At 37.2% G+C, this 19,357-nt stretch carries 21 protein-coding genes; 7 read left to right on the top strand and 14 right to left on the bottom strand.

Annotated elements, in window-relative coordinates; translation table 11 throughout:
- Positions 1-190: 190 nt before the first annotated feature.
- Together MKY76_RS06085 and MKY76_RS06080 are read right to left on the bottom strand one after the other, a co-directional pair.
- A complete protein-coding gene (locus tag MKY76_RS06085; RefSeq protein WP_342557525.1) occupies positions 191-2,278 on the bottom strand; it encodes a DUF2339 domain-containing protein in 2,088 nt (695 codons plus the stop codon).
- A gap of 81 nt (positions 2,279-2,359) precedes the next feature.
- The gene (locus MKY76_RS06080; RefSeq protein WP_048391360.1) at positions 2,360-2,611 is read right to left on the bottom strand and encodes a phage holin; all 252 of its coding nucleotides are present in this window, start codon (positions 2,609-2,611) and stop codon (positions 2,360-2,362) included.
- Positions 2,612-2,935: 324 nt separating this feature from the next.
- Between MKY76_RS06080 and MKY76_RS06075 the strand changes: the two genes are divergently transcribed.
- Genes MKY76_RS06075 through MKY76_RS06060 form a run of 4 tightly spaced genes read left to right on the top strand, consistent with a single transcriptional unit; the run spans position 2,936 to position 5,610 of the window.
- On the top strand, positions 2,936-3,298 hold the full coding sequence (locus MKY76_RS06075) for a GntR family transcriptional regulator (RefSeq protein WP_048391366.1): 363 nt from the start codon (positions 2,936-2,938) through the stop codon (positions 3,296-3,298).
- Positions 3,299-4,162, top strand: coding sequence for an ABC transporter ATP-binding protein (locus tag MKY76_RS06070; protein WP_342557524.1), 864 nt, complete (start codon positions 3,299-3,301; stop codon positions 4,160-4,162).
- A complete protein-coding gene (locus MKY76_RS06065) occupies positions 4,159-4,854 on the top strand; it encodes a hypothetical protein (protein ID WP_342557523.1) in 696 nt (231 codons plus the stop codon). Before MKY76_RS06070 ends, MKY76_RS06065 begins: the two co-directional genes overlap by 4 nt.
- Before the next feature lie 24 nt (positions 4,855-4,878).
- Positions 4,879-5,610, top strand: coding sequence for a CPBP family intramembrane glutamic endopeptidase (locus tag MKY76_RS06060; RefSeq protein ID WP_048391371.1), 732 nt, complete (start codon positions 4,879-4,881; stop codon positions 5,608-5,610).
- Positions 5,611-5,625: 15 nt separating this feature from the next.
- Here the strand turns inward: MKY76_RS06060 and MKY76_RS06055 are convergent, their stop codons facing one another.
- From MKY76_RS06055 to MKY76_RS06045, 3 genes are all read right to left on the bottom strand, one after another.
- On the bottom strand, positions 5,626-6,981 hold the full coding sequence (locus MKY76_RS06055) for a YjiH family protein (protein ID WP_342557522.1): 1,356 nt from the start codon (positions 6,979-6,981) through the stop codon (positions 5,626-5,628).
- Between the two features lie 385 nt (positions 6,982-7,366).
- Complete coding sequence (locus MKY76_RS06050) at positions 7,367-7,687, bottom strand: monooxygenase (protein WP_054550573.1); 321 nt, start codon at positions 7,685-7,687, stop codon at positions 7,367-7,369.
- Between the two features lie 14 nt (positions 7,688-7,701).
- Positions 7,702-8,625 (bottom strand): DsbA family protein, encoded by a 924-nt coding sequence (locus tag MKY76_RS06045; protein WP_342557521.1) that lies wholly within the window; start codon positions 8,623-8,625, stop codon positions 7,702-7,704.
- Between the two features lie 165 nt (positions 8,626-8,790).
- On the opposite strand from MKY76_RS06045, the gene MKY76_RS06040 reads away from it, so the two are divergent.
- Positions 8,791-9,354, top strand: coding sequence for a TetR/AcrR family transcriptional regulator (locus tag MKY76_RS06040; protein ID WP_342557520.1), 564 nt, complete (start codon positions 8,791-8,793; stop codon positions 9,352-9,354).
- A 73-nt stretch (positions 9,355-9,427) separates the two neighbouring features.
- Here MKY76_RS06040 and MKY76_RS06035 read toward each other — a convergent pair whose 3' ends face one another.
- The 6 genes from MKY76_RS06035 to MKY76_RS06010 form a co-directional block, all read right to left on the bottom strand.
- Positions 9,428-9,907, bottom strand: coding sequence for an IucA/IucC family C-terminal-domain containing protein (locus tag MKY76_RS06035; RefSeq protein WP_342557519.1), 480 nt, complete (start codon positions 9,905-9,907; stop codon positions 9,428-9,430).
- A 9-nt stretch (positions 9,908-9,916) separates the two neighbouring features.
- Positions 9,917-10,189 carry a hypothetical protein gene (locus MKY76_RS06030; RefSeq protein WP_342557518.1) on the bottom strand — a complete coding sequence of 91 codons (273 nt, stop codon included), beginning with the start codon at positions 10,187-10,189 and terminating at the stop codon, positions 9,917-9,919.
- Complete coding sequence (locus MKY76_RS06025; protein ID WP_342557517.1) at positions 10,186-11,055, bottom strand: ABC transporter ATP-binding protein; 870 nt, start codon at positions 11,053-11,055, stop codon at positions 10,186-10,188. The genes MKY76_RS06030 and MKY76_RS06025 overlap by 4 nt, the downstream gene beginning before the upstream one ends.
- Before the next feature lie 6 nt (positions 11,056-11,061).
- A complete protein-coding gene (locus MKY76_RS06020) occupies positions 11,062-12,102 on the bottom strand; it encodes an iron ABC transporter permease (RefSeq protein WP_054550570.1) in 1,041 nt (346 codons plus the stop codon).
- Positions 12,095-13,111, bottom strand: a complete 1,017-nt coding sequence (locus MKY76_RS06015) for an iron ABC transporter permease (RefSeq protein WP_066036574.1) — start codon at positions 13,109-13,111, stop codon at positions 12,095-12,097. Before MKY76_RS06015 ends, MKY76_RS06020 begins: the two co-directional genes overlap by 8 nt.
- Before the next feature lie 123 nt (positions 13,112-13,234).
- Entirely contained in the window at positions 13,235-14,245 is a 1,011-nt protein-coding gene (locus MKY76_RS06010) for an iron-siderophore ABC transporter substrate-binding protein (RefSeq protein WP_342557516.1), read from the bottom strand.
- Positions 14,246-14,802: 557 nt separating this feature from the next.
- Here MKY76_RS06010 and MKY76_RS06005 point away from each other — a divergent pair.
- Positions 14,803-15,108 (top strand): CotD family spore coat protein, encoded by a 306-nt coding sequence (locus tag MKY76_RS06005; RefSeq protein WP_016991980.1) that lies wholly within the window; start codon positions 14,803-14,805, stop codon positions 15,106-15,108.
- 98 nt (positions 15,109-15,206) lie between these two features.
- On the opposite strand, the gene glnA is transcribed toward MKY76_RS06005, so the two are convergent.
- The 3 genes from glnA to MKY76_RS05990 all read right to left on the bottom strand — a co-directional run bounded on the left by glnA (position 15,207) and on the right by MKY76_RS05990 (position 18,382).
- Entirely contained in the window at positions 15,207-16,541 is a 1,335-nt protein-coding gene (glnA, locus tag MKY76_RS06000) for a type I glutamate--ammonia ligase (protein ID WP_004225810.1), read from the bottom strand.
- 55 nt (positions 16,542-16,596) lie between these two features.
- Positions 16,597-16,974 (bottom strand): MerR family transcriptional regulator, encoded by a 378-nt coding sequence (locus tag MKY76_RS05995; protein WP_004225812.1) that lies wholly within the window; start codon positions 16,972-16,974, stop codon positions 16,597-16,599.
- A gap of 154 nt (positions 16,975-17,128) precedes the next feature.
- Entirely contained in the window at positions 17,129-18,382 is a 1,254-nt protein-coding gene (locus MKY76_RS05990; RefSeq protein WP_257961767.1) for a methionine gamma-lyase family protein, read from the bottom strand.
- A gap of 341 nt (positions 18,383-18,723) precedes the next feature.
- On the opposite strand from MKY76_RS05990, the gene MKY76_RS05985 reads away from it, so the two are divergent.
- Entirely contained in the window at positions 18,724-19,329 is a 606-nt protein-coding gene (locus tag MKY76_RS05985) for a trimeric intracellular cation channel family protein (RefSeq protein WP_004225816.1), read from the top strand.
- Positions 19,330-19,357: the final 28 nt, after the last annotated feature.

Genomic DNA, 19,357 nt, shown 5'->3' with positions numbered 1-19,357 from the left:
GAATTTTTTTATGGCTGTTTTTCGTCTTACTTAATTTCATAAGCAAAACTTTTTTTGTTAGTGATTGCTTATATGATAATCGTTAATTGTTCTGAGATGAGGAACTTATAGCAAAAATGTCAAAGCGCTGTTTAAACTACGCTTTGACATTTTTATTGTTACAATTTACTGATACCTATACACACTAACTTCATTCATTTTTCCTCAACAACCTACCCGACAATAGCATTCCAATACCGCCAATGGTAATAAATAGAACAGCTCTAATCAGTAAATCAAGGGCAGATAAGTCAAAGAAAATTAGCTTAATAAATGCGATAACTAAAATAATAAAGCCTGTTGTGCGCAATGTTTTTAAATGATGTGTGGAACTAATCCATAGTGATACACTAGCAGTTAAGAATAATGTAATAGTTGTAAGGGCGATACTTAGCTTCCAATCAAGGGCGTTGTTAAACGTAAACTGATGGATCAGCCCCCATATTGAAATCATCGTGAGCACAATCCCCGTACTTACAATGGCGTCCACATATTTCCCCAGACGGTCCTCGTACAATCGATAAATAATTCCTTTTACAAGCACATCAGCGACAATCGCTACAATCACTGCTAAATAAATTAATCTAGTGATAGTGTTTAAGCTTTCCAACATTGACACTCTAGTGCTGATCATCAAGGAGACTAGTAGGGAAAATGCACCAAGTACTGGCGTTAATGCACGTCCTTTGTAAGTTTCCTCTACAAATAAAGAACCAGTAAATAAGACAGCTAGTACGATACACACCATATATGGAATGCCATTTGCGGCTGTAAAGTATACGGCATCTAGCTTGCTAATATAGGCTAAGAAATAGCCAGCTGTGACCACTGCTAAAATATCGATTACATACAAATCCTTCATGACCTTTTCAAAAGGTGAGAGTGTCTCTTTTGGACGTCTTGCATATAAATAAATAATGATGAAATAGATGATTGGCATAAATAAGCTTAAATGATCGATGCTGAAAAATGGACTTGCTTCATGGAAAACAAAGTTTAGTGTAAATGTCATCACAAGGGAAAGTGAAGTAACGACCTTCATCATACTTGCACGTATTCGTAAGCTCATCATCACGCCTGCAAATGCAATCAAAGGATACAATAAATCATCCACTTTATTCGGAATATTCAATAGAAGTATCATATTACAGAAGGTGATAAACACAAGTGTCACAGCACTATCCAGTACCTCCTGCCATTTTTGACGATAGCTATAAAACGCTACAGCGCCAAATAAAGCCATTAAAATGAGGAGTAGCATTTCTCCATTTTCAAGAGAACGAATGATTAAATTCAGCAGTAATAAACTAAATGAGCCTAAAGAAAATTGGAGTCCAATGTGAAGTGGCTTCCATTTGGATTGTGCGTTATACAGTAAACACCATATTGCATAAAAGATTGCTAGAATTACAAGTAAGCCAAGTGCAAAAACTACTTGTTGATCACTATTCATAAATGCTACAACACTCACTGCTAGCACTGAAAAGAATGTGGCGATATAAAGGGCTAGTTTTTGCTTGTGCTGGTAAATAACTAATTGCAATGCAGCAAACAATACGACCACAAATAATAAAATAATGACAGCACTAAAATCCATATATTCTAGTAAGTAAGGTAGTAATAATGATGTAAAGGCAACAAAAACAGTTAGTGCTTCATTTTTCTTCAAATAGCTAATAGCAATACCATAGCCAATATAAAGCAGCGTAATGCCTAGTGCTGGAATAAGACCAATGATTTCATATAATATGGCACTTGCTGCGGTTGTTAAAATACCGACAATAAATGCCCCACCATATAAAGAAATCGTTATAGCCGATGAGCCTACTTTCCTACGCTCTAGTACATAGGCAATAACCGCCAATCCCAACGATAGTACATAGGCAAGGATGATTTTCACGCCATCCGATAAATAGCCATAGTCACTGACAAGTTTTAGACCCCAAAGTACGCCCATTACTAAAATAACCATGAATACTTTTGGAAGTGCCCACATAACACGTTCCTCCATCGATGGCTGTGGTTGCACTTCTTTTTCCGCTACTTTAGTCGGGATAGGCTTCGACTCCAGTACTGGTTTTGGTTTAATTGGTTCTGATTGCTTGATCATCGACTGTCTGGCATCAAGAGTATTATTTTTTTCAGTGCTTTGCGAACCTTTTAATATTGACAACTCCTGACGTAAATCTGCCATTTCCTCCTCGAGCTTCGCAATTCTGCGCTCCAATTCAAGGGACATTCAATCATCCTCCCCACTTTATCAATTTTCTAACATTATAACATATTTATCCTTATTGTAAAATTACACTTTTTGTTCATTTTATCTCGGTCTCCGATACATTAAGGCACGTTCACTATCACTAGTGCCACGTGTGGTTGGATCGACAATGACCCCCATTAACACAAAAATGGATAAGACTGTATTTAAAATAGATGATATTTGCTCACTCATCACACCTGTAAAATCATAGCCAAAAATTGCAGCCACTTGTTGTGCGAGTAAGAGCAACAATGAAAATAGCCCTAGTAGAAATGGAATATGTTGAAGACGAACCTTCCAATTAATTCTCATAAAAGCTCACCTCCCCCCCTCTTGCCACAGTATATGCATAGTGGTTATGTGACACATATGCAAAAATGGAACTCTTGCCAAGTTACTAGGATTTTTTGATAATATTTTGTGATGCAATCTATTTTCAAATATAGAAAGTGAAGGAATTTTTTTCATGAATAACATGTTCATATATTTAGTTTACTTAGAGCCCTCTCAAGAATGAGAAGGTTTTTTTCATGTAAAAATTTTTGTACATTTTTTTACCAAATCATTGACAATGGATGCCATAAGTTATATGGTTAGTTACACAAGTAATTAACCAACTAACAAGTGAGGTGGATTGTGATTCATTCTTTAAATAACGAAAAGCCCATTTTCCAACAAATACGTGAAAGAATAGAAGATGCCATTCTAGATGGACAGCTACAGCCTGAAGATCGCATTCCATCTACAAATGAGTTTGCAAAAGAATACCAGATTAATCCTGCAACTGCTGGGAAAGGCGTGAATGAATTAGTGGATAAGGGCGTCATTTATAAAAAGAGAGGTGTCGGTATGTTTGTACATGCAGACGCCAAAAATATTTTAATTACTGAGCGTAAAGAAAGCTTTTTCCAGCAACATATTGAACCATTGAAAAAGGAAGCAAGACGTCTAGGCATTTCAGATGAAGAGTTACAAAAATTGATACTAGGGGGATCATGAATGAAAATTAATGTGAGCAATGTCACGAAATCCTATAAACATAAAGCAGCTTTGAAAAATATCTCTTTCACCATGGAGGGACCAAAGATTATTGGCCTTTTAGGTCACAATGGAGCTGGTAAAACAACTTTTTTAAATTTATTATCAGGCCTCATCTCTACAACAAGCGGAGAAATTTTAGTTAACGGAGAAAATGTCTTCAATGCCCCTTCCACATTACGTGATATTTGCTTTGTCGCTGAAAGTGGCAACTTTCAAGAAGAAATGACCATTGCCCAAACATTAAAGGCCAATCACTTCTTTTATCCAAAATGGGATGAAGAGCTAGCTCAAGAACTGCTACAAATATTTGCCCTGAATCCAAAAGATAAAGTGCGTAATCTTTCAAAAGGGATGGTCTCTGCACTTGGAATTATTACAGGCTTTGCGAGTTGTACAGCTATAACTATATTTGATGAACCTTATATCGGTTTAGATGTAGCAGCGCGTAATATGTTTTATGATTTGTTAATTGAGCAGCAAACAGAAAATCCGCGATTATTTATTCTATCTACACATTTAATCGATGAGGCAAGCGAGCTATTTGAGGAAATTTTCATTCTACATGAGGGCGAACTTTTGCTCCAAAAGACCACTGATGAATGGCGAGAGCATATTGTGGCTGTAAAAGGCAATGCCTCAGATGTTGAGAGAGCAATTGGGGATTTACAAGTAATCTATCAACATACATTTATGCAAGAGATGACAGCTATTGTCTTCGCAAATGGTCAATCCATTGAAGATCAGAACATTACGCTTGAATCTGTCTCTCTTCAAGATATGCTCGTCTATTTAAGTAAACAGAAAGTGAGGTCGGGGCGATGAACACGATGAAAGGCAGTTTTTATATCTTATTTCAAAGCTATAAGAAGCAAAATATTATTTTTTGGAGCATTTTATTTTCTATCGTGCTTTTGTCATTTTTCTTAGATGCATTTTTTGGTCAATATGTATCATTTGCTATGACTATTTCAATTCCTGTTTATATTTTTTACAGTATGATGGCAACAAAACTTCTCAATAAAACCTTACCCTATTTTTTAAAGCTAGGATTAAGTCGTCAGCAATATATGTTGTATGTCGGGCTATTTTTTTTCAGCTGGAGTCTGGTCGGTGCCTTGATTATTGCGTGTACTCATCAAATCATTTCTTATGTTTCTACCCTATTCAATATCAAAGATATTATTATCATCCACCCTATCTTATTTTTTGATATTACCCATTCATTTTTCCAAACAGTAGTATTGGATACGGTCTTGCTTTTATTTTGTCTAAGTTCTGGCCTTCTCCTTAACGTTGTTTTTTATCGTTTAGGCATACTAGGAGGCTATAGCTTAATTGGTTTCCTTGCATTAATACCTATATTAATGGTGATCTTTGAATGGTATTCTCCGTTGTATAAACTATTAGCCAATTCATCTATATTAGCGATTTTAGGGAGCATGTTTGTTTTTAGTATTTTCCTCTATCTAGTTATTTCAGCTAGTATGCGAAAGGTTTCTGTCAATCCTGTATAAATAGAATAGGAGGAAGATAATAACATGAACCCAAAAATGTTGATAAAAATAATTGGTTTAGAGTCTCTACTCATATTTTTCTATGTTTTAAATGGTGCCTTTGTTTCTATCAAACAACCTTTAAGCCCTTTTCTACAGTTTGCGCTGTTAATCCCATTTGCATTAGGGCTCTTCATGTATATAGCGGCGAAAAAGAAATGGAGAGTATATTTCTTTTATCCTATTAAAAAGAATCATTTCTTCATCACCTTACCACTTCTTCTTATTTTAGGCATCATCTTAGTAAGCACAAAAGGATTGAATATGACATCTATTAGTGATTTAATTGTCATGTTTATCATGCAAATTTTCATAGTAGCGTTTATTGAGGAGTCTGTATTTAGAGGCATTATGCTACGCATGCTATTAGCAAAAGGGGCTTTTTCTGCTGTCTGGATTTCTAGTATATTGTTTGGCGTCACACATGCGTTACAATTACTAGGTGGCCAATCTCTAGAAGATACGATTCTTCAAATCATCTATGCTCTTTTAGTTGGCCTTGTTCTAGCTTTACTTGTATTGGAAGGTCAATCAATTATCGTAACAATTATTTTCCATGGACTGAATAATTTCTTCAACATTATGGGAAATACGGAAGGCTCCATGTTAAGTGCCTATCTTATCATTTTTGTACTCTTTATCTACATGCTTACGTTATGGAGACGTCTAAAGAAAATCGATCACAATCTGTTTATGAAAAATGCCAAGTCCATTTAAGACTTGGCATTTTAGTTAGAAGAGTAGATGACCAACCAATGCTGCAATTGGAAGAGAAATAAGCGTACGTAGTATAAATAAGACGACTAAATCCAAAAACTTCAATGGAATTTTTGTACCTAAAATAAGTCCACCTACCTCAGACATATAGATCAGCTGTGACACAGAAACAACAGCAATAACAAATCTAGTAACTTCCGATTCAATCCCTGCACCTAAAATAGAAGGTAGAAACATATCGGCAAAGCCTACGACCATTGTTTGCGCTGCTTCAGCCGCTTCAGGCAAGCCAAGGACGGTTAAAATTGGTTCAAACGGTTTTCCTAAAATCGCAAAAATACTTGTAAATTCAGCAAGCATTAAGGCAATTGTCCCAAAAGCCATAACGATAGGGGCCACACCTACCCATAAATCAATTACATTTCTAGAGCCATCTTTGAAAAATTGTCGAGGATCACGATTTGCATGCGCAATAGCAAGTGCATTTTCTAAACCATGTGAAACAGAATTATAGCCCTCTGGTAATTTCTCACGTGAATAATCCACTGGTGTCCCATCTATATACGTATCCTCCTTTTTCGCAAGTGGATAGATTCGAGGCATAATAATGGCTAATACAATTCCACAAAGTACTACTGTCAAATAATAAGGAATAAAATAGCGTGCCAAATGTACAGTATCCAATACAACGATACAGAATGTGATGGACACTACTGAGAAACTTGTGGCAATAATCGCAGCTTCTTTTTTTGTGTAGTTCCCCATCTCATATTGTTTACTGGTCATTAACACACCTATTGTGCCATCACCTACCCATGACGTAAGAGCGTCGATTGAAGAACGCCCTGGACTTTTAAACAGTGGCCGCATAATTTTCACCATCATTGTCCCGAAAAATTCAAGTAAACCGAAGTTTGTTAAAAATGGTAAAAGGAAACCCGCAAACAAAAAAATGGTAAATAAAAACGTCACAAGTCCCTCATTTGGATCCATGAGAAGTCCACCCGTATTTTCATTATTGATGGCAGAAGGTCCAAAATCGAAGACCACCATTGAAGCAAAGGCTAAACCGATAATACGAGTAATTGTCCAAAACCAATTAACATAAAACAATGTATCCAACATACTAGGTTCTTTAGCATTTTTACGAGGGATAAATTTCGCTATAAGTGCACCAATTGCAGAGATGGCAAACATTCCAATTGTAAAATAGCTAATGATCGGGGCCACAATCCCCGCTAAAACATTGGCTAATATGGCAATGGGTACTTTCCAGCCCTCTTCCGTTAAAATGGGGGTCATAAATAGAAAGACACCAATTAAAGACGGAATAATGAAGTAAAAATATGTAGCAACAGAATACTTTTTCATTTTTTTATAAAACCTCATCTCTTTTAATCTCAATAATTTATGTATTTTGCATAACAACAATTAAAATAGTGTTTATAAGAAACATTTATTTATCAATTGTTGTACTACTATATAAGCAAAAATATGTTGTTTTCATTCAACATCTCATCCCTCCTTCTGCTATAGAACGATTTTAAAAGCTTTGAAGTATTGAGCATTAAACAGAAAAACACTCAAATTATTCATGTTTTTATAACATAAACGTGATATAAAACTATTGTAAACGCTACAACGCAATTGGTTCAACCTCACAATATTCAGAATATTTATACATTCATAAAATAAAAGTCTAACTTCTTAATTAGAAATTAGACTCCTTTGAATTAGCTAGTAATTCTATGATGCATCAGTGATTTTTTAATTGTTTTATTGGACCTTTCGTAACTTCAGTCAGTTTTGAATTGATAGCAAAGATTTTTGCGTTGATAGTAGTGATTCCAAATTCAGCTAGCCTTTTTGAATGCATTGCTATATATTGTTCAGCTGTGCGTTTTGATTCAAATAGATAGATGCCGCCCGCTTCGTTTGTTTCAGGGCTCTCTGTCCAAATTTTCCACAAAAGTCCTTCCTCTTCATAAATACTTTTTGCTAAGTCAGAAAACGCTTCTGCCATCACATCACCAAATGGTCCATCCAATTTAAAATCTACTTGTAATACGTATGTCATTGTCATTCTCCTCATTATTTAGTAGTAATATAACATTCACCAAGTATTTCCTTCATTTCATATTGATCTGATGAAAGCTCTTTTTTCACATAAGATATAACCTCTGACTTTTCCAAATCATACATGACTTCAATTTCTTTCGAAAATAGAAGCTTTTCTTTTTCAAGCAAGCTTAAAAGAGATGGCTGTTGTTTTGGTTGCAGCTCTTCAAAATTGAGAACCTGTTTTAGTCCTTCCACATAGTTTACAAATGGACGCCCACCAACAATTTTCAACCCTTTATTATCTTCATTCATCATAATAATAGTTGGAAATCCTCTTACGCCTAGATTTCTTGCAAGGTCAAAATCTTCATTTAATAACTGTTGCCCGCTTGTTTGTTCTGATTCGTTTACAATAGCCGCTCCATCAAGCCCCAGTCTATTTACAATGTCAATCATAACGGATGTATCTGCAATATTTTGATTAAATACAAATAGCGCTTCTCTTGCTCTGCGCAAATATTCAAATGCTATAGCATCATGCTGATTTTTTTGAATCACTTTAAAAACACGAGATGGTGGATAGGATGATTGCACTGGATTGTTCATCATCACTGTTCCATCTATTGGCATGCGATAATATTCTCCAACTTCTCTCCAGTGTCCTACAACGTCAGCAGGTCCAGATATTCCATTAGCAGGGTCTACTGGACCATCACCCCATTTTTCTAGTAATCCTCCCATAATCGTATGAAAGTTAAAATAGTGTCCGTACTGCTCGATAAAACGTCGAAGAACGGGTTCGAGTGCCCAACAATGAGAACATATTGGATCCGTTACATAGTATACTTCAATGGATTTCTTTGGTTGATTAAAATCAATTATCCCCAATTCCTCCTCGCCAGCTATTCCACATACACCTGTCTCTAAATCACAAACCATTGGATGATTCTTCAATAGACTATCCCCTTTTCTTACTTTCATTAAATATAAATATATAACTCTCTTATTTGCCTTACAGTTGTATTTTATTCATAATAAAATCATCAATAAACCAATAATCTATTTGAATTGTTGTTTATACAACACTTTGAAGAAATTGTTTAAAAAGGAGTGTAAGTAATGACCTCATCTAAGACAGATCTTCGTGTTATACGGACTCGTAAATTAATCATGGATTCTTTCATTGCACTTTCTAGTAAAAAAGAGTTCAAGGATATAACGGTTAAGGATATTACGACAGAGGCCATGATTAATCGTGCGACTTTTTATTATCACTTTGAAGATATATATGATTTGTTAGAGAAGGTCCTATCAGAAGTATTATTAATTAATTTGAATGATGACTTTCTACAGCATAACGAACTTAATGAAGGAGCTTTCATTATTCTCTTTAAAGCGATAACTAATTTTCAAAAGTCATTGTCTAATCGTTGTCATAGAGGCTATGAAGAGACAATTGCTCGCATTATTAGAGAGCAGCTTGAAATTATCTTTTACAAAATGTTATTGAAACAAAATGCAGTGACAGAGAACGAAGCGCTAAAAATGACTGCTGTAATATTAAGCTGGGGAATCTATGGCGCTTCTATAGAATGGAGAACTAGCAATCAGGAGATACAGCCCGAAGAATTTATCAAACCTGCAATTCCTTATTTAATGGCAGGTATTGATGGTCAAAAATAAAAGTGAGTAAACACCTATGAAAGGCTATAAGTGTTTACTCACTTTTGGTGGTTTAGAGATTTTGTTGTTATGATTATCTTTTTATTTTTGGACAGGAGATACAATAATCATTTGCTTCATCAGAGGTATGATAATAGAAACAACATGTTTTTCTCAAGCGTACAGGTTGCTCCGATTCCATAATTGTCACTTTAGGACCACAATAGTTTGTCAAAGGATTTTTCCTTTCTCCAAAAATGGAGCCTGGTGCTTGGTTTACAATATAGTGATAATCCTCTTGTATACGAGCCTTTTCTTGCTCACTGGCTCCTTCCCCTATTTTCGTTTCATAGAGCCAATTCACATAAATAGCTGTGTTTTCCCATAAGATTGTTTTTGGAATTTTACTTATTTTCGCTAATGACTGCCAAACCTTCGCTAAATTATTCGCAAAGATTTCTCTAAGAACCTCATCACGCCATTTTTCACGGTCTTCAGTAGGTATAGACACTGTGCAATCGATTAGCCGAATAGTAGGAAGCCAAGGTTTTGAAGATTCCGCTTCTACCCACATATTTTCAATTCAGCAATGTAGTCCTTTATCGTATCTGGACATAGCATAGAAGGCTGAAGCTATCGTTAAAACGCTATAGCGCTTCGCAAACAACGATGCAGTAACTAGGATAGAAGGCGATTGAAAGAAATGGGCAATTTTTTGTAAATAATCTAGAGCTTGTTCATTGTCCAATAAATTTTTGGCATATAAAGAGTATGTAGCATCTACTGCAGGCTCTATCGACAATCGATACTCTCTTAGTAACACGGATGTTTCTTCAGCTGACAGTGATAGGCTCAACAGATCCCTACCTCCTCTAATTCCACTGTTTGAACTGTTCGCCCCTTGCCATGTGGCACACATAAAGGTGTCCCAAAGAGCGGATCTTTAATAATGGTACAATCCATACGAAAAACAGCCTGGACCATCACTGCTGTCACCACTTCCTCTGGCTTGCCTTGGGCATAAACCTGTTTATTACGTACCGCCACAATATGATGGGCATAGCGACAGGCTAAGTTTAAATCGTGTAATACCATAACGACGGTACGCCCTTCCTTGTCATTTAAATCAAATAGTAAATCTAAAATTTCTACTTGATGAGCCATATCTAAATAAGTTGTAGGTTCATCTAGTAAAATAAGATCTGTTTTTTGCGCTAATGTCATAGCAATCCATACACGTTGCCGCTGACCACCTGATAATGCATCTACTGGACGATCGGCAAATTCAGTCATCTGCGTTACTGCAAGCGCATTGTTTACAATTTTTTCATCCTCCGTAGACCATTGCTTTAACCAACTTTGGTGTGGATAACGACCTTGCTTAATCAATTGCTGAACAGTTAATCCTTCTGGTGCAACAGGGCCCTGCGGTAGAATAGCTAAACGTTTCGCTACCTCTTTCGTTGAAATGGCATCTAGTTTATTATCATCTAAAAAAATTTCACCCGACTTCGCTTTTTGTAATCGTGCAAATGTCCGAAGTAGTGTAGATTTTCCACAACCGTTGGCCCCAACTAGTACTGTAATTTTTCCTTTTGGTATTTGAAGATTCAAATCCTCTAAAATAAGATTTTCTCCATAGCTTACATGTAAATTTTGTGCTTCTAAGACATGTTTCAAATTCCTGTCACCTTCTTCTCCCGCTTTTAACTTTTTTATCATAAAGCTTTATTGATTGCGCGTTCTAAATAATAAATAAATAAAGAATGGTGCGCCAATTGCAGCAGTAAAGACTCCTGTAGGTAAGTCCTTTGGTAAAAAGGCTGTGCGTGCCACCATATCAGCCACAATGACAATGATCCCACCTATAATAGCTGTCACAGGAATTAATCCTGCAAAGGAACGCCCAACAAGCATTCTGCTCATATGAGGAGCCACTAATCCAACAAAGGCAATGCCACCAGCAAAAGCTACTGCAGAACCAGCTAGCATGACACTAATGAGTAGAAAAAGTAAACGATACACTTGTACTTTTACTCCTAGCCCTATCGCTATTTCATCGCCTAATTCCTTCACATTCACCGTTCTTGCTAAAATAAATGTTAGTGGCACTAAAATGACTAGCCACGGTAATAGCAAATAGACATCCTGCATATTGGCTCCATACAAACTACCTGTCAGCCATAAATAGGCTTTCGTTGTAGCGGCTACATTACTGATTACAAGCAGCATCGTCACAACCGCCTTTGCTAAAGCTGAGATGCCAATTCCAATTAGTACCATTCGAATTGGTGTGACTCCTTTTCTCCATGATAGTAGGTAAATGATGAAGGAGACAATACCAGCACCTAATATAGCAGCTAACGGTAAAAATTGAATGCTGACTGATCCCATAAAGTACACGATAAAAATAATTGCCCCCATCGATGCTCCGCTCGTTATACCAATAATATCTGGGGCAGCAAGAGGATTACGGATAATTCCTTGTAAAATTAAACCGGCCACTCCCAGCGCAGCACCAACTAATAAGGCCATCAACACACGCGGGAGCCTTAATGTATGTAAGACAAAATCGTAATCTCCATTGCCATAGCCTAATAATTCTTTCACCACAGTGACAGGATGGATAAACTCGCTCCCCGCAGATAAACCAAGAACCGTTATGAGGACTAATAATAAGCTTAAAAGTAGTAGAATCCAAGCCGTTCTTTTAGCAATTTGAAAAGATATACGATTAGTTTTCGTTCGAACCGACACATAATTAGGCATTTTTTGCTAACCCCTTTCGTGCAATATAAATGAAGAAAGGAGCTCCGATTAAGGCTGTCATGACACCAATCGGCATTTCCAATGGCATAATCACATATCTTGCCGCAATATCAGCCAACAGTAGCAATATTGCTCCCAACACGGCACTGTAGGGAATAATCCAGCGATAATCCGTGCCAACAAGATGGAGCGCCATATGAGGGACAATCAAGCCAATAAAGCCTATTGAACCTGCAACAGCTACTGAACTGCCTGCCAGTATGATAATAATTATGCCTAGCGTGATTTTCGTGAGCATTGTTCGTTGTCCTAATCCTTTGGCAATATCATCTCCTGATTGTAAAATATTGATTGAACGCCCCATAAATATTGCCACGACTGTCACTCCTAAAATAAACGGTAGGACAGGCACGAGCATTTCAATACTACGCCCCGATACAGAACCCGCTAACCAAAACAGGACACTTTGTAAACCTTGTTCATCGATGACTAAAAGCCCCTGCGTAAACGAGACAAATAGAGCTGTAATCGCTGCACCAGCTAATACTATTTTTATCGGTGTTAACCCATCTCTTCCTAATGAGCCTAGGAAAAAAACCATCGCCCCCGCTGCACCTGCCCCTAAAAAGGCAATCCACATATAGCTCATTAAAGATTGAACGGAAAAAAGAGTAATAGCACTGACAATAAAAAATATGGCCCCTGCATTAATACCTAAAATATCAGGAGCTGCTAAAGGATTTCTTGTTAATGCTCGCATTAATGCGCCCGCAATGGCAAGGCTTGCGCCAACTACTGTAGCGATCACAGCTCTTGTAAATCTAGATGTTCGAATAATGACATGCTCCTTGTTAGCAGCATCAAAATGAAAAATAGCATCATAGATTGACGAAAAAGGTATGGACGTTTGACCAATAGCTATGCTGATTATAAATGCCAGCAAAAGAATCAAACAGCTGATGAATAAACCTATTTGTTTCATCGGTGTACTGGAAAGAATAATTCTCATGTTATGCCAACTTTCTTGATCCACAATTTAGCTTATGTAGGTTTCAATTATGCTCAAACACTACAAAGAGAGGGCTGTTATTCAAATATTCTCTAACACTTTTAACAGCCCATCCTTCATTCACTATTTTTCTAATTCAAACTTGTCATAAATATCATCTAGCATTAAATTAGCACTAGTAATACCACCTGCTAGATTCCAATTAATTTCATCTACCTGATAAACTTGATTCGCTTTCACTGCGTCAAGCTCTTTCCAAAGTGGATGGTTTGTCCAATCTTCATAAGTTTTTTTCACTGTCTCATCATTTTCCATAAACATATAAATAACATCAGCATTCATTTGTGTGATGCTTTCCTTGTCAGTTAGCTTCACAATTTCTAAAGAATCATCTGTTAAATTTTTAGGACCTTGGAATCCAAGCTCAGATAAAATAGAACCCGCATAACCTGTCACATAAATACGAGCATGGTCTGCTCTGAAGTTGACAACAGAAACATGGAATGGCCATTTATCGCCAAGCTTCTCTTTGATTTTTGTTTGGAAATCAGCTACTCGTGTATCCCAATCGCCAAGTAATTCATTCACCTTATCTTCTTGATTCATTGCTTGACCCATCATTTCAGCTGTTCCTTTGAAATCGAAAACCGTTTCATGAGCAACTGTTGGTGCAATCTGCGATAACTGATCATAAATTTCTTCATGACGTACTTTAGAAGCAATAATTAAATCTGGTTTAAGCTTTGCAATTTCTTCAAGGTTTGGTTGTGTTTCTTGTCCTACAATTACAACGCCATCAAGCTCATTCTTCATATAATTATAAACAGGCGCTTCTGCCCAAGATTCTACTACCCCAACTGGTTTAATGCCCATAGCAACTGCAACATCTGTTGCGCCTTGATATAGTGTAACGATTTTTGTAGGTGTGCCTTCAATCGTTGTAGTACCCATTGCATGTGTAATCTCACGACTAGAAGATTCTGATTCAGTGTTGCTTTCTTCTGCTTTGTCGTTCTCTTGTGAACTACTGGAGTTCGATGTTTTCTCCCCACACCCAACTAATAATAACGCGAAGGTTAATAGTAGTGTGAAAAGTACAAAAAAGTTCTTTTTTTGCAGTGATAATTTTGGCATACATTTCCTCCTAAGAAATAATCGACAACGATAATCATTATCAATTAAAGAGTATACTGTACGATTGTTTTATTGACAATATCTATTTTTTCAAAAAACATACTTTTTTAATAAAAATTTATTTACATTATGACGCTAGGAAGAACGTTATTTGAAAAACCTATTCATCGTGTAGAAAACCACGCATTTGGCTGGTTGTTAGACTCATTATCTTCACTTTGAAAATATGTGCTATTTTGTTCACTACTGTTAGACATGAAAGAAGTTTTGCAGCATGATCAGGGGAGGATCATTTTGCCCTTTGGAAAGGACGATGATGGAACGGAAAACGCCTCGCCCTGCGAAATTGCTTTTCCTGCCGTTGACATCATCATTTTCAACAATATGTCATGCTTTCATTTCACTCAAAGACGTAGGCAAATTGATTATAGATTTTCTACTATTTTAGTTACTTGTTAGATTTACCTATGCATTAATAGGCAAATAAATAGACCCTATCGACGTATATCTCATATCTTAATAATGAACTACAACTTATCAAAACAGGAGGTAATAACATGTTTCAACGAAGACGCCATCCGGCAAAAGGTCCACACTGCTGTCCGCCACAAATGATGCCAATGCAATATGATCCACCACAATTTTTACCACCAGAGCAATATGTACGCACAAATTATATCCATACAGTTGTTCCACACGTACAACCTGCACATGTTACAACAGTGAACAAACATATGATTGATCATCAGTATTATTTCCCATGCACAGAATCTGTCGTGAATGAATGCTGTGAAACACATACAATGTGCGGTATGCCACCTAACCCTTGCCATATGCCACACCATCATAAACATATGCGCTAATACTAAAATAACGATGGGGTTGTCATATGACCCCATCGTTCCTAATATGTTCAGAAAAAAACCGAGTACCCTTTATCAGGCACTCGGTATCTTTATGATTAATACATTTTTAAATATTGATCGCGTTCCCATTGATGAACAGTTGTACGGTACATATCGAACTCGATTTCTTTTGCTTCTTTAAAGTTTGCATAAATATGCTCACCTAATGCTTCCTGTGCTACTTGATCTTTAGCAAGTAATGTTAGTGCATCATCAAGTGCTGCAGGTAGGTTTTCAATACCATTTGCTTGACGCTCTTCTTCCGACATCACATAGATGTTGCGGTTAATAGCAGCAGGTGGTGTTAGGCTTTGACGAATACCTTCAAGACCTGCTTCTAAAATAACAGCCATCGCTAAATATGGGTTTGCAGAAGGGTCTACAGAGCGTACTTCAACACGAGTTGAAAGGCCACGTGCAGATGGAATACGAATTAATGGTGAACGGTTTTGTGCAGACCATGCTACATAACATGGTGCTTCATAACCTGGTACTAGACGTTTATAAGAGTTAACTGTTGGGTTTGTTACAGCTGTGAAACCTTGTACGTGTGCAAGAACACCCGCCATGAATTGCATAGCTGTTTCAGAAAGACCTAATTCTGTAGATTCATCATAGAACGCATTTTCTTTGCCTTTAAATAGTGACACGTTAAAGTGCATACCAGAGCCTGCTTCACCAAATAGTGGTTTTGGCATAAATGTAGCGTGTAAGCCATGTTTACGAGCGATTGTTTTAACCACTAATTTGAATGTTTGGATGTTATCACATGCAGTAACAGCATCCGCATATTTAAAGTCGATTTCGTGTTGTCCTGGAGCTACCTCATGGTGTGATGCTTCAATTTCAAAGCCCATTTCTTCTAGCTCTAACACAATATCACGACGGCAATTTTCACCAAGATCTGTTGGCGCTAAATCGAAATAACCACCATGGTCATTTACTTCTAATGTTGGTTCGCCTTTTGCATCTAATTTGAATAAGAAGAATTCTGGCTCAGGCCCTAAATTGAAGCTTGAGAAGCCCATTTCTTCCATTTTTTTAAGAATACGTTTTAGGTTGTTACGTGGGTCACCAGCAAACGGTTCGCCTTTCGCAGTGTAAACATCACAGATAAAACGTGCTACTTTCCCTTTTTCAGAAGTCCAAGGGAATACTACGAAAGTATCAAGATCAGGATATAAATACATATCAGATTCTTCGATTCGAACGAAACCTTCAATAGATGAGCCATCAAACATCATTTTATTTTCCAGTGCTTTGTCTAATTGACTTACAGGAATCTCAACATTTTTGATAGTGCCAAGAATATCTGTAAATTGTAAACGAATAAAGCTTACGTTTTTTTCTTCGATGAGACGTTTAATGTCCTCTTTTGTGTATTTACCCACAGTTTTCCACACTCCTATAATTTGTCTAGCTTTTATGTTTACCCTACCCTATTTATTAATAGAATCGAGATAAATCCCCTCTTCGGATGGACGATTTTTGCATGCGCTGTGCTTGACGCATTTCTTCGCGCATAATTTGGCGTAATTCTGAATCACTTAAATCTTGCTCATCAGTTGTTGCAACAGGATTTTTCTTTTTAGCAAATATTTTTTTAATCTTCGCCATATTCATACCCTGTTCTAAGTAATCTTTAACCTCAAGCAATGTGTCGACGTCATTTAGTGAAAACATACGTCGATTGCCTTCTGTTCGGTGCGGCTCAATTAAATGGTGTTCTTCATAATAACGAATTTGTCTTGCCGAAAGCTCTGTTAATTGCATCACGATACTCATCGATAATAACGGCATAGTTCGTCTAATTTCACGACTCATTTAAGTCCTCCTCCAATACCCGCTTATCATATAACGAAATTTTTTTACTGTCAACCAACCATGTAAGGTTATCTAACATGGTTGGCACTATTTTTTTCAATTCGATTAAAAATTGTAAAAAACTATTCATATTTAGGCTTTATCTATTATCTTGTTATGCTTTTTGAATGGCTTGAACCGCACTGCAAATAGCAAATTTTACGTGTTCATATGTTAGTCCGCCCTGGATAAATGCTGTATATGGCGGTCGTATTGGGCCATCCGCTGTTAGCTCAATGCTGGACCCCTGAATAAATGTTCCAGCTGCCATAATGACATCATCTTCATAGCCTGGCATATAGGCTGGTTCAGGAGCATAATGGGCATTTATCGGTGAGTTCGCTTGTATTTCACGACAAAAGTCAATCATTTGCTGTGCTGTTTGGAACGATACTGATTGAATTAAATCTGTACGCTTCGCGTGATAGCTTGGAGAAGTGCTCATGCCGATTTCCTCAAGCATTGCAGCTGTAAATATCGCCCCTTTTAGTGCTTGCGATACAACATGTGGTGCAAGGAAAAATCCTTGATAAAAATCACCTAGTGTATTTAATGTGGCCCCCGCTTCTGCTCCAATACCTGGAGATGTCATACGATAGGCACATTTCTCCACTAAATCTGCGCGTCCAGCAATATAGCCACCAATTTTAGCCAAGCCTCCACCTGGATTTTTAATGAGCGAGCCTGCCATTAAGTCAGCCCCGACCTCTGTAGGTTCCTGCGCCTCTACAAACTCGCCATAGCAGTTATCTACAAAAATAATAGCTTTCGGAGCTATTTTACGTACCTTTACACACATTTCTGCAATTTCTTCAATTGTAAAGGATGGACGAGTGGCATAGCCTTTTGAACGCTGAATCGCAATCATTTTGGTTTGTGCTGTAATGGCCTCTTCTACACCTGCCCAATCAATAACCTGATTATCTAGTAAATCCACATGTCGATAACCGATTTTATAATCTTTCAGTGAACCTGTATCTTTATCACCACCATCGACAATGGATTGCAATGTATCATATGGCTGACCAGAAATATAAAGCAGCTCATCACCAGGACGCAAAACACCGAATAGACTAAGCGTGATTGCATGTGTGCCTGAAATAATTTGTGGTCGGACTATGGCTGCCTCTGCACCAAATACCTCCGCATAAACACGCTCTAGATTATCGCGCCCCTCATCATCATAGCCATAGCCGTTTGATGGGTGTAAATGATAATCACTTACTTGATGCTTTCTGAAAGCTGCTAGCACCTTCTGCTGATTGTAGAACGCCATTTCTTCTACATTGGCATGATAAGACCGAACTTGCTCCTCTACTTTTGCCGCTAACGATAGCGTTTCTGTTGATAAATTTGATGTAAACGTCATTCTTTCTTCTCCATTTCACAATGTCTCGCATTTCAATCAGTAAGATTTATTGACTATCTAAATTGACTTCAATCACTCTAGAATTCCCTAACCAACTACTGGTATATGAACGCTTTTGACGAATGTTTTTCTTTATTTTAATCACATTTTATCAATTTGTATGTGCACCTGTAAAACTTGCCTATTGTTTCTAAGAGGATTTTACGCTAAGCTAATGTGCGGACTCATTTCAAGATGCGTATTTAATGACCGATTTTGGCTATTAAATTCATAGATTCTGTTACGTAAAAAGTCTTTTAACTTTTAATAAAGTTTATTTATTGATAGAAGGGGTGAAAGGGATGGCTTGGGAGGTTTTTAGTATTATAGGAACAATTGCCTTTGCTATTTCTGGGGCAATTATTGCCATGGAAGAAGAATACGATTTATTCGGTGTATATATACTTGGTATTGTGACTGCTTTTGGTGGAGGAGCTATCCGAAATTTACTCATTGGACTACCTGTCACAACACTTTGGGGACAGGATATGATGTTTCAAATAGCGCTTGCTGCGATTACGATATTCTTTATTTTTCCGCATCATCTGATTCAACATTGGCATCGTTGGGGTAACTTCACAGATGCGATTGGCTTATCAGCATTCGCTATTCAAGGCGCACTCTATGCTGTTAAGCTTGATATGCCAGTAAGCGCAGTCATTGTAGCTGCTGTTTTGACAGGTTCAGGTGGGGGTATTGTACGAGATTTATTAGCTAGAAGAAAACCATTAGTTCTCCGTGATGAAGTTTATGGTGTTTGGGCAGCTCTTGCAGGATTGCTAATCGGATTCGAGGTTTTTACAGGGGACATTTTCCTTTATATTTTATTCGCAGTGATTACAGCTTTACGTATTCTTTCCTATATGATGAAGTGGCGCTTGCCATTACGAAAGTTAAATCGTGCATAAACACCATTCAGCCAATGACCAAAAATTA

Source organism: Lysinibacillus sp. FSL P4-0201, assembly GCF_038593425.1.
GTDB classification, from domain to species: Bacteria; Bacillota; Bacilli; order Bacillales_A; family Planococcaceae; genus Lysinibacillus; species Lysinibacillus capsici.
This window is presented reverse-complemented; position numbering and strand designations above follow the sequence as displayed.

Bases quoted from the DNA above. Each gene is read 5' to 3' on its own strand.
- MKY76_RS06085 (WP_342557525.1), bottom strand. From the start codon at position 2,278: ATGTCCCTTGAATTGGAGCGCAGAATTGCGAAGCTCGAGGAGGAAATG.
- MKY76_RS06080 (WP_048391360.1), bottom strand. From the start codon at position 2,611: ATGAGAATTAATTGGAAGGTTCGTCTTCAACATATTCCATTTCTACTA.
- MKY76_RS06070 (WP_342557524.1), top strand. From the start codon at position 3,299: ATGAAAATTAATGTGAGCAATGTCACGAAATCCTATAAACATAAAGCA.
- MKY76_RS06065 (WP_342557523.1), top strand. From the start codon at position 4,159: ATGAACACGATGAAAGGCAGTTTTTATATCTTATTTCAAAGCTATAAG.
- MKY76_RS06060 (WP_048391371.1), top strand. From the start codon at position 4,879: ATGAACCCAAAAATGTTGATAAAAATAATTGGTTTAGAGTCTCTACTC.
- MKY76_RS06055 (WP_342557522.1), bottom strand. From the start codon at position 6,981: ATGAAAAAGTATTCTGTTGCTACATATTTTTACTTCATTATTCCGTCT.
- MKY76_RS06050 (WP_054550573.1), bottom strand. From the start codon at position 7,687: ATGACATACGTATTACAAGTAGATTTTAAATTGGATGGACCATTTGGT.
- MKY76_RS06040 (WP_342557520.1), top strand. From the start codon at position 8,791: ATGACCTCATCTAAGACAGATCTTCGTGTTATACGGACTCGTAAATTA.
- MKY76_RS06035 (WP_342557519.1), bottom strand. From the start codon at position 9,907: ATGTGGGTAGAAGCGGAATCTTCAAAACCTTGGCTTCCTACTATTCGG.
- MKY76_RS06025 (WP_342557517.1), bottom strand. From the start codon at position 11,055: ATGATAAAAAAGTTAAAAGCGGGAGAAGAAGGTGACAGGAATTTGAAA.
- MKY76_RS06020 (WP_054550570.1), bottom strand. From the start codon at position 12,102: ATGCCTAATTATGTGTCGGTTCGAACGAAAACTAATCGTATATCTTTT.
- MKY76_RS06015 (WP_066036574.1), bottom strand. From the start codon at position 13,111: ATGAGAATTATTCTTTCCAGTACACCGATGAAACAAATAGGTTTATTC.
- MKY76_RS06010 (WP_342557516.1), bottom strand. From the start codon at position 14,245: ATGCCAAAATTATCACTGCAAAAAAAGAACTTTTTTGTACTTTTCACA.
- MKY76_RS06005 (WP_016991980.1), top strand. From the start codon at position 14,803: ATGTTTCAACGAAGACGCCATCCGGCAAAAGGTCCACACTGCTGTCCG.
- MKY76_RS05995 (WP_004225812.1), bottom strand. From the start codon at position 16,974: ATGAGTCGTGAAATTAGACGAACTATGCCGTTATTATCGATGAGTATC.
- MKY76_RS05990 (WP_257961767.1), bottom strand. From the start codon at position 18,382: ATGACGTTTACATCAAATTTATCAACAGAAACGCTATCGTTAGCGGCA.
- MKY76_RS05985 (WP_004225816.1), top strand. From the start codon at position 18,724: ATGGCTTGGGAGGTTTTTAGTATTATAGGAACAATTGCCTTTGCTATT.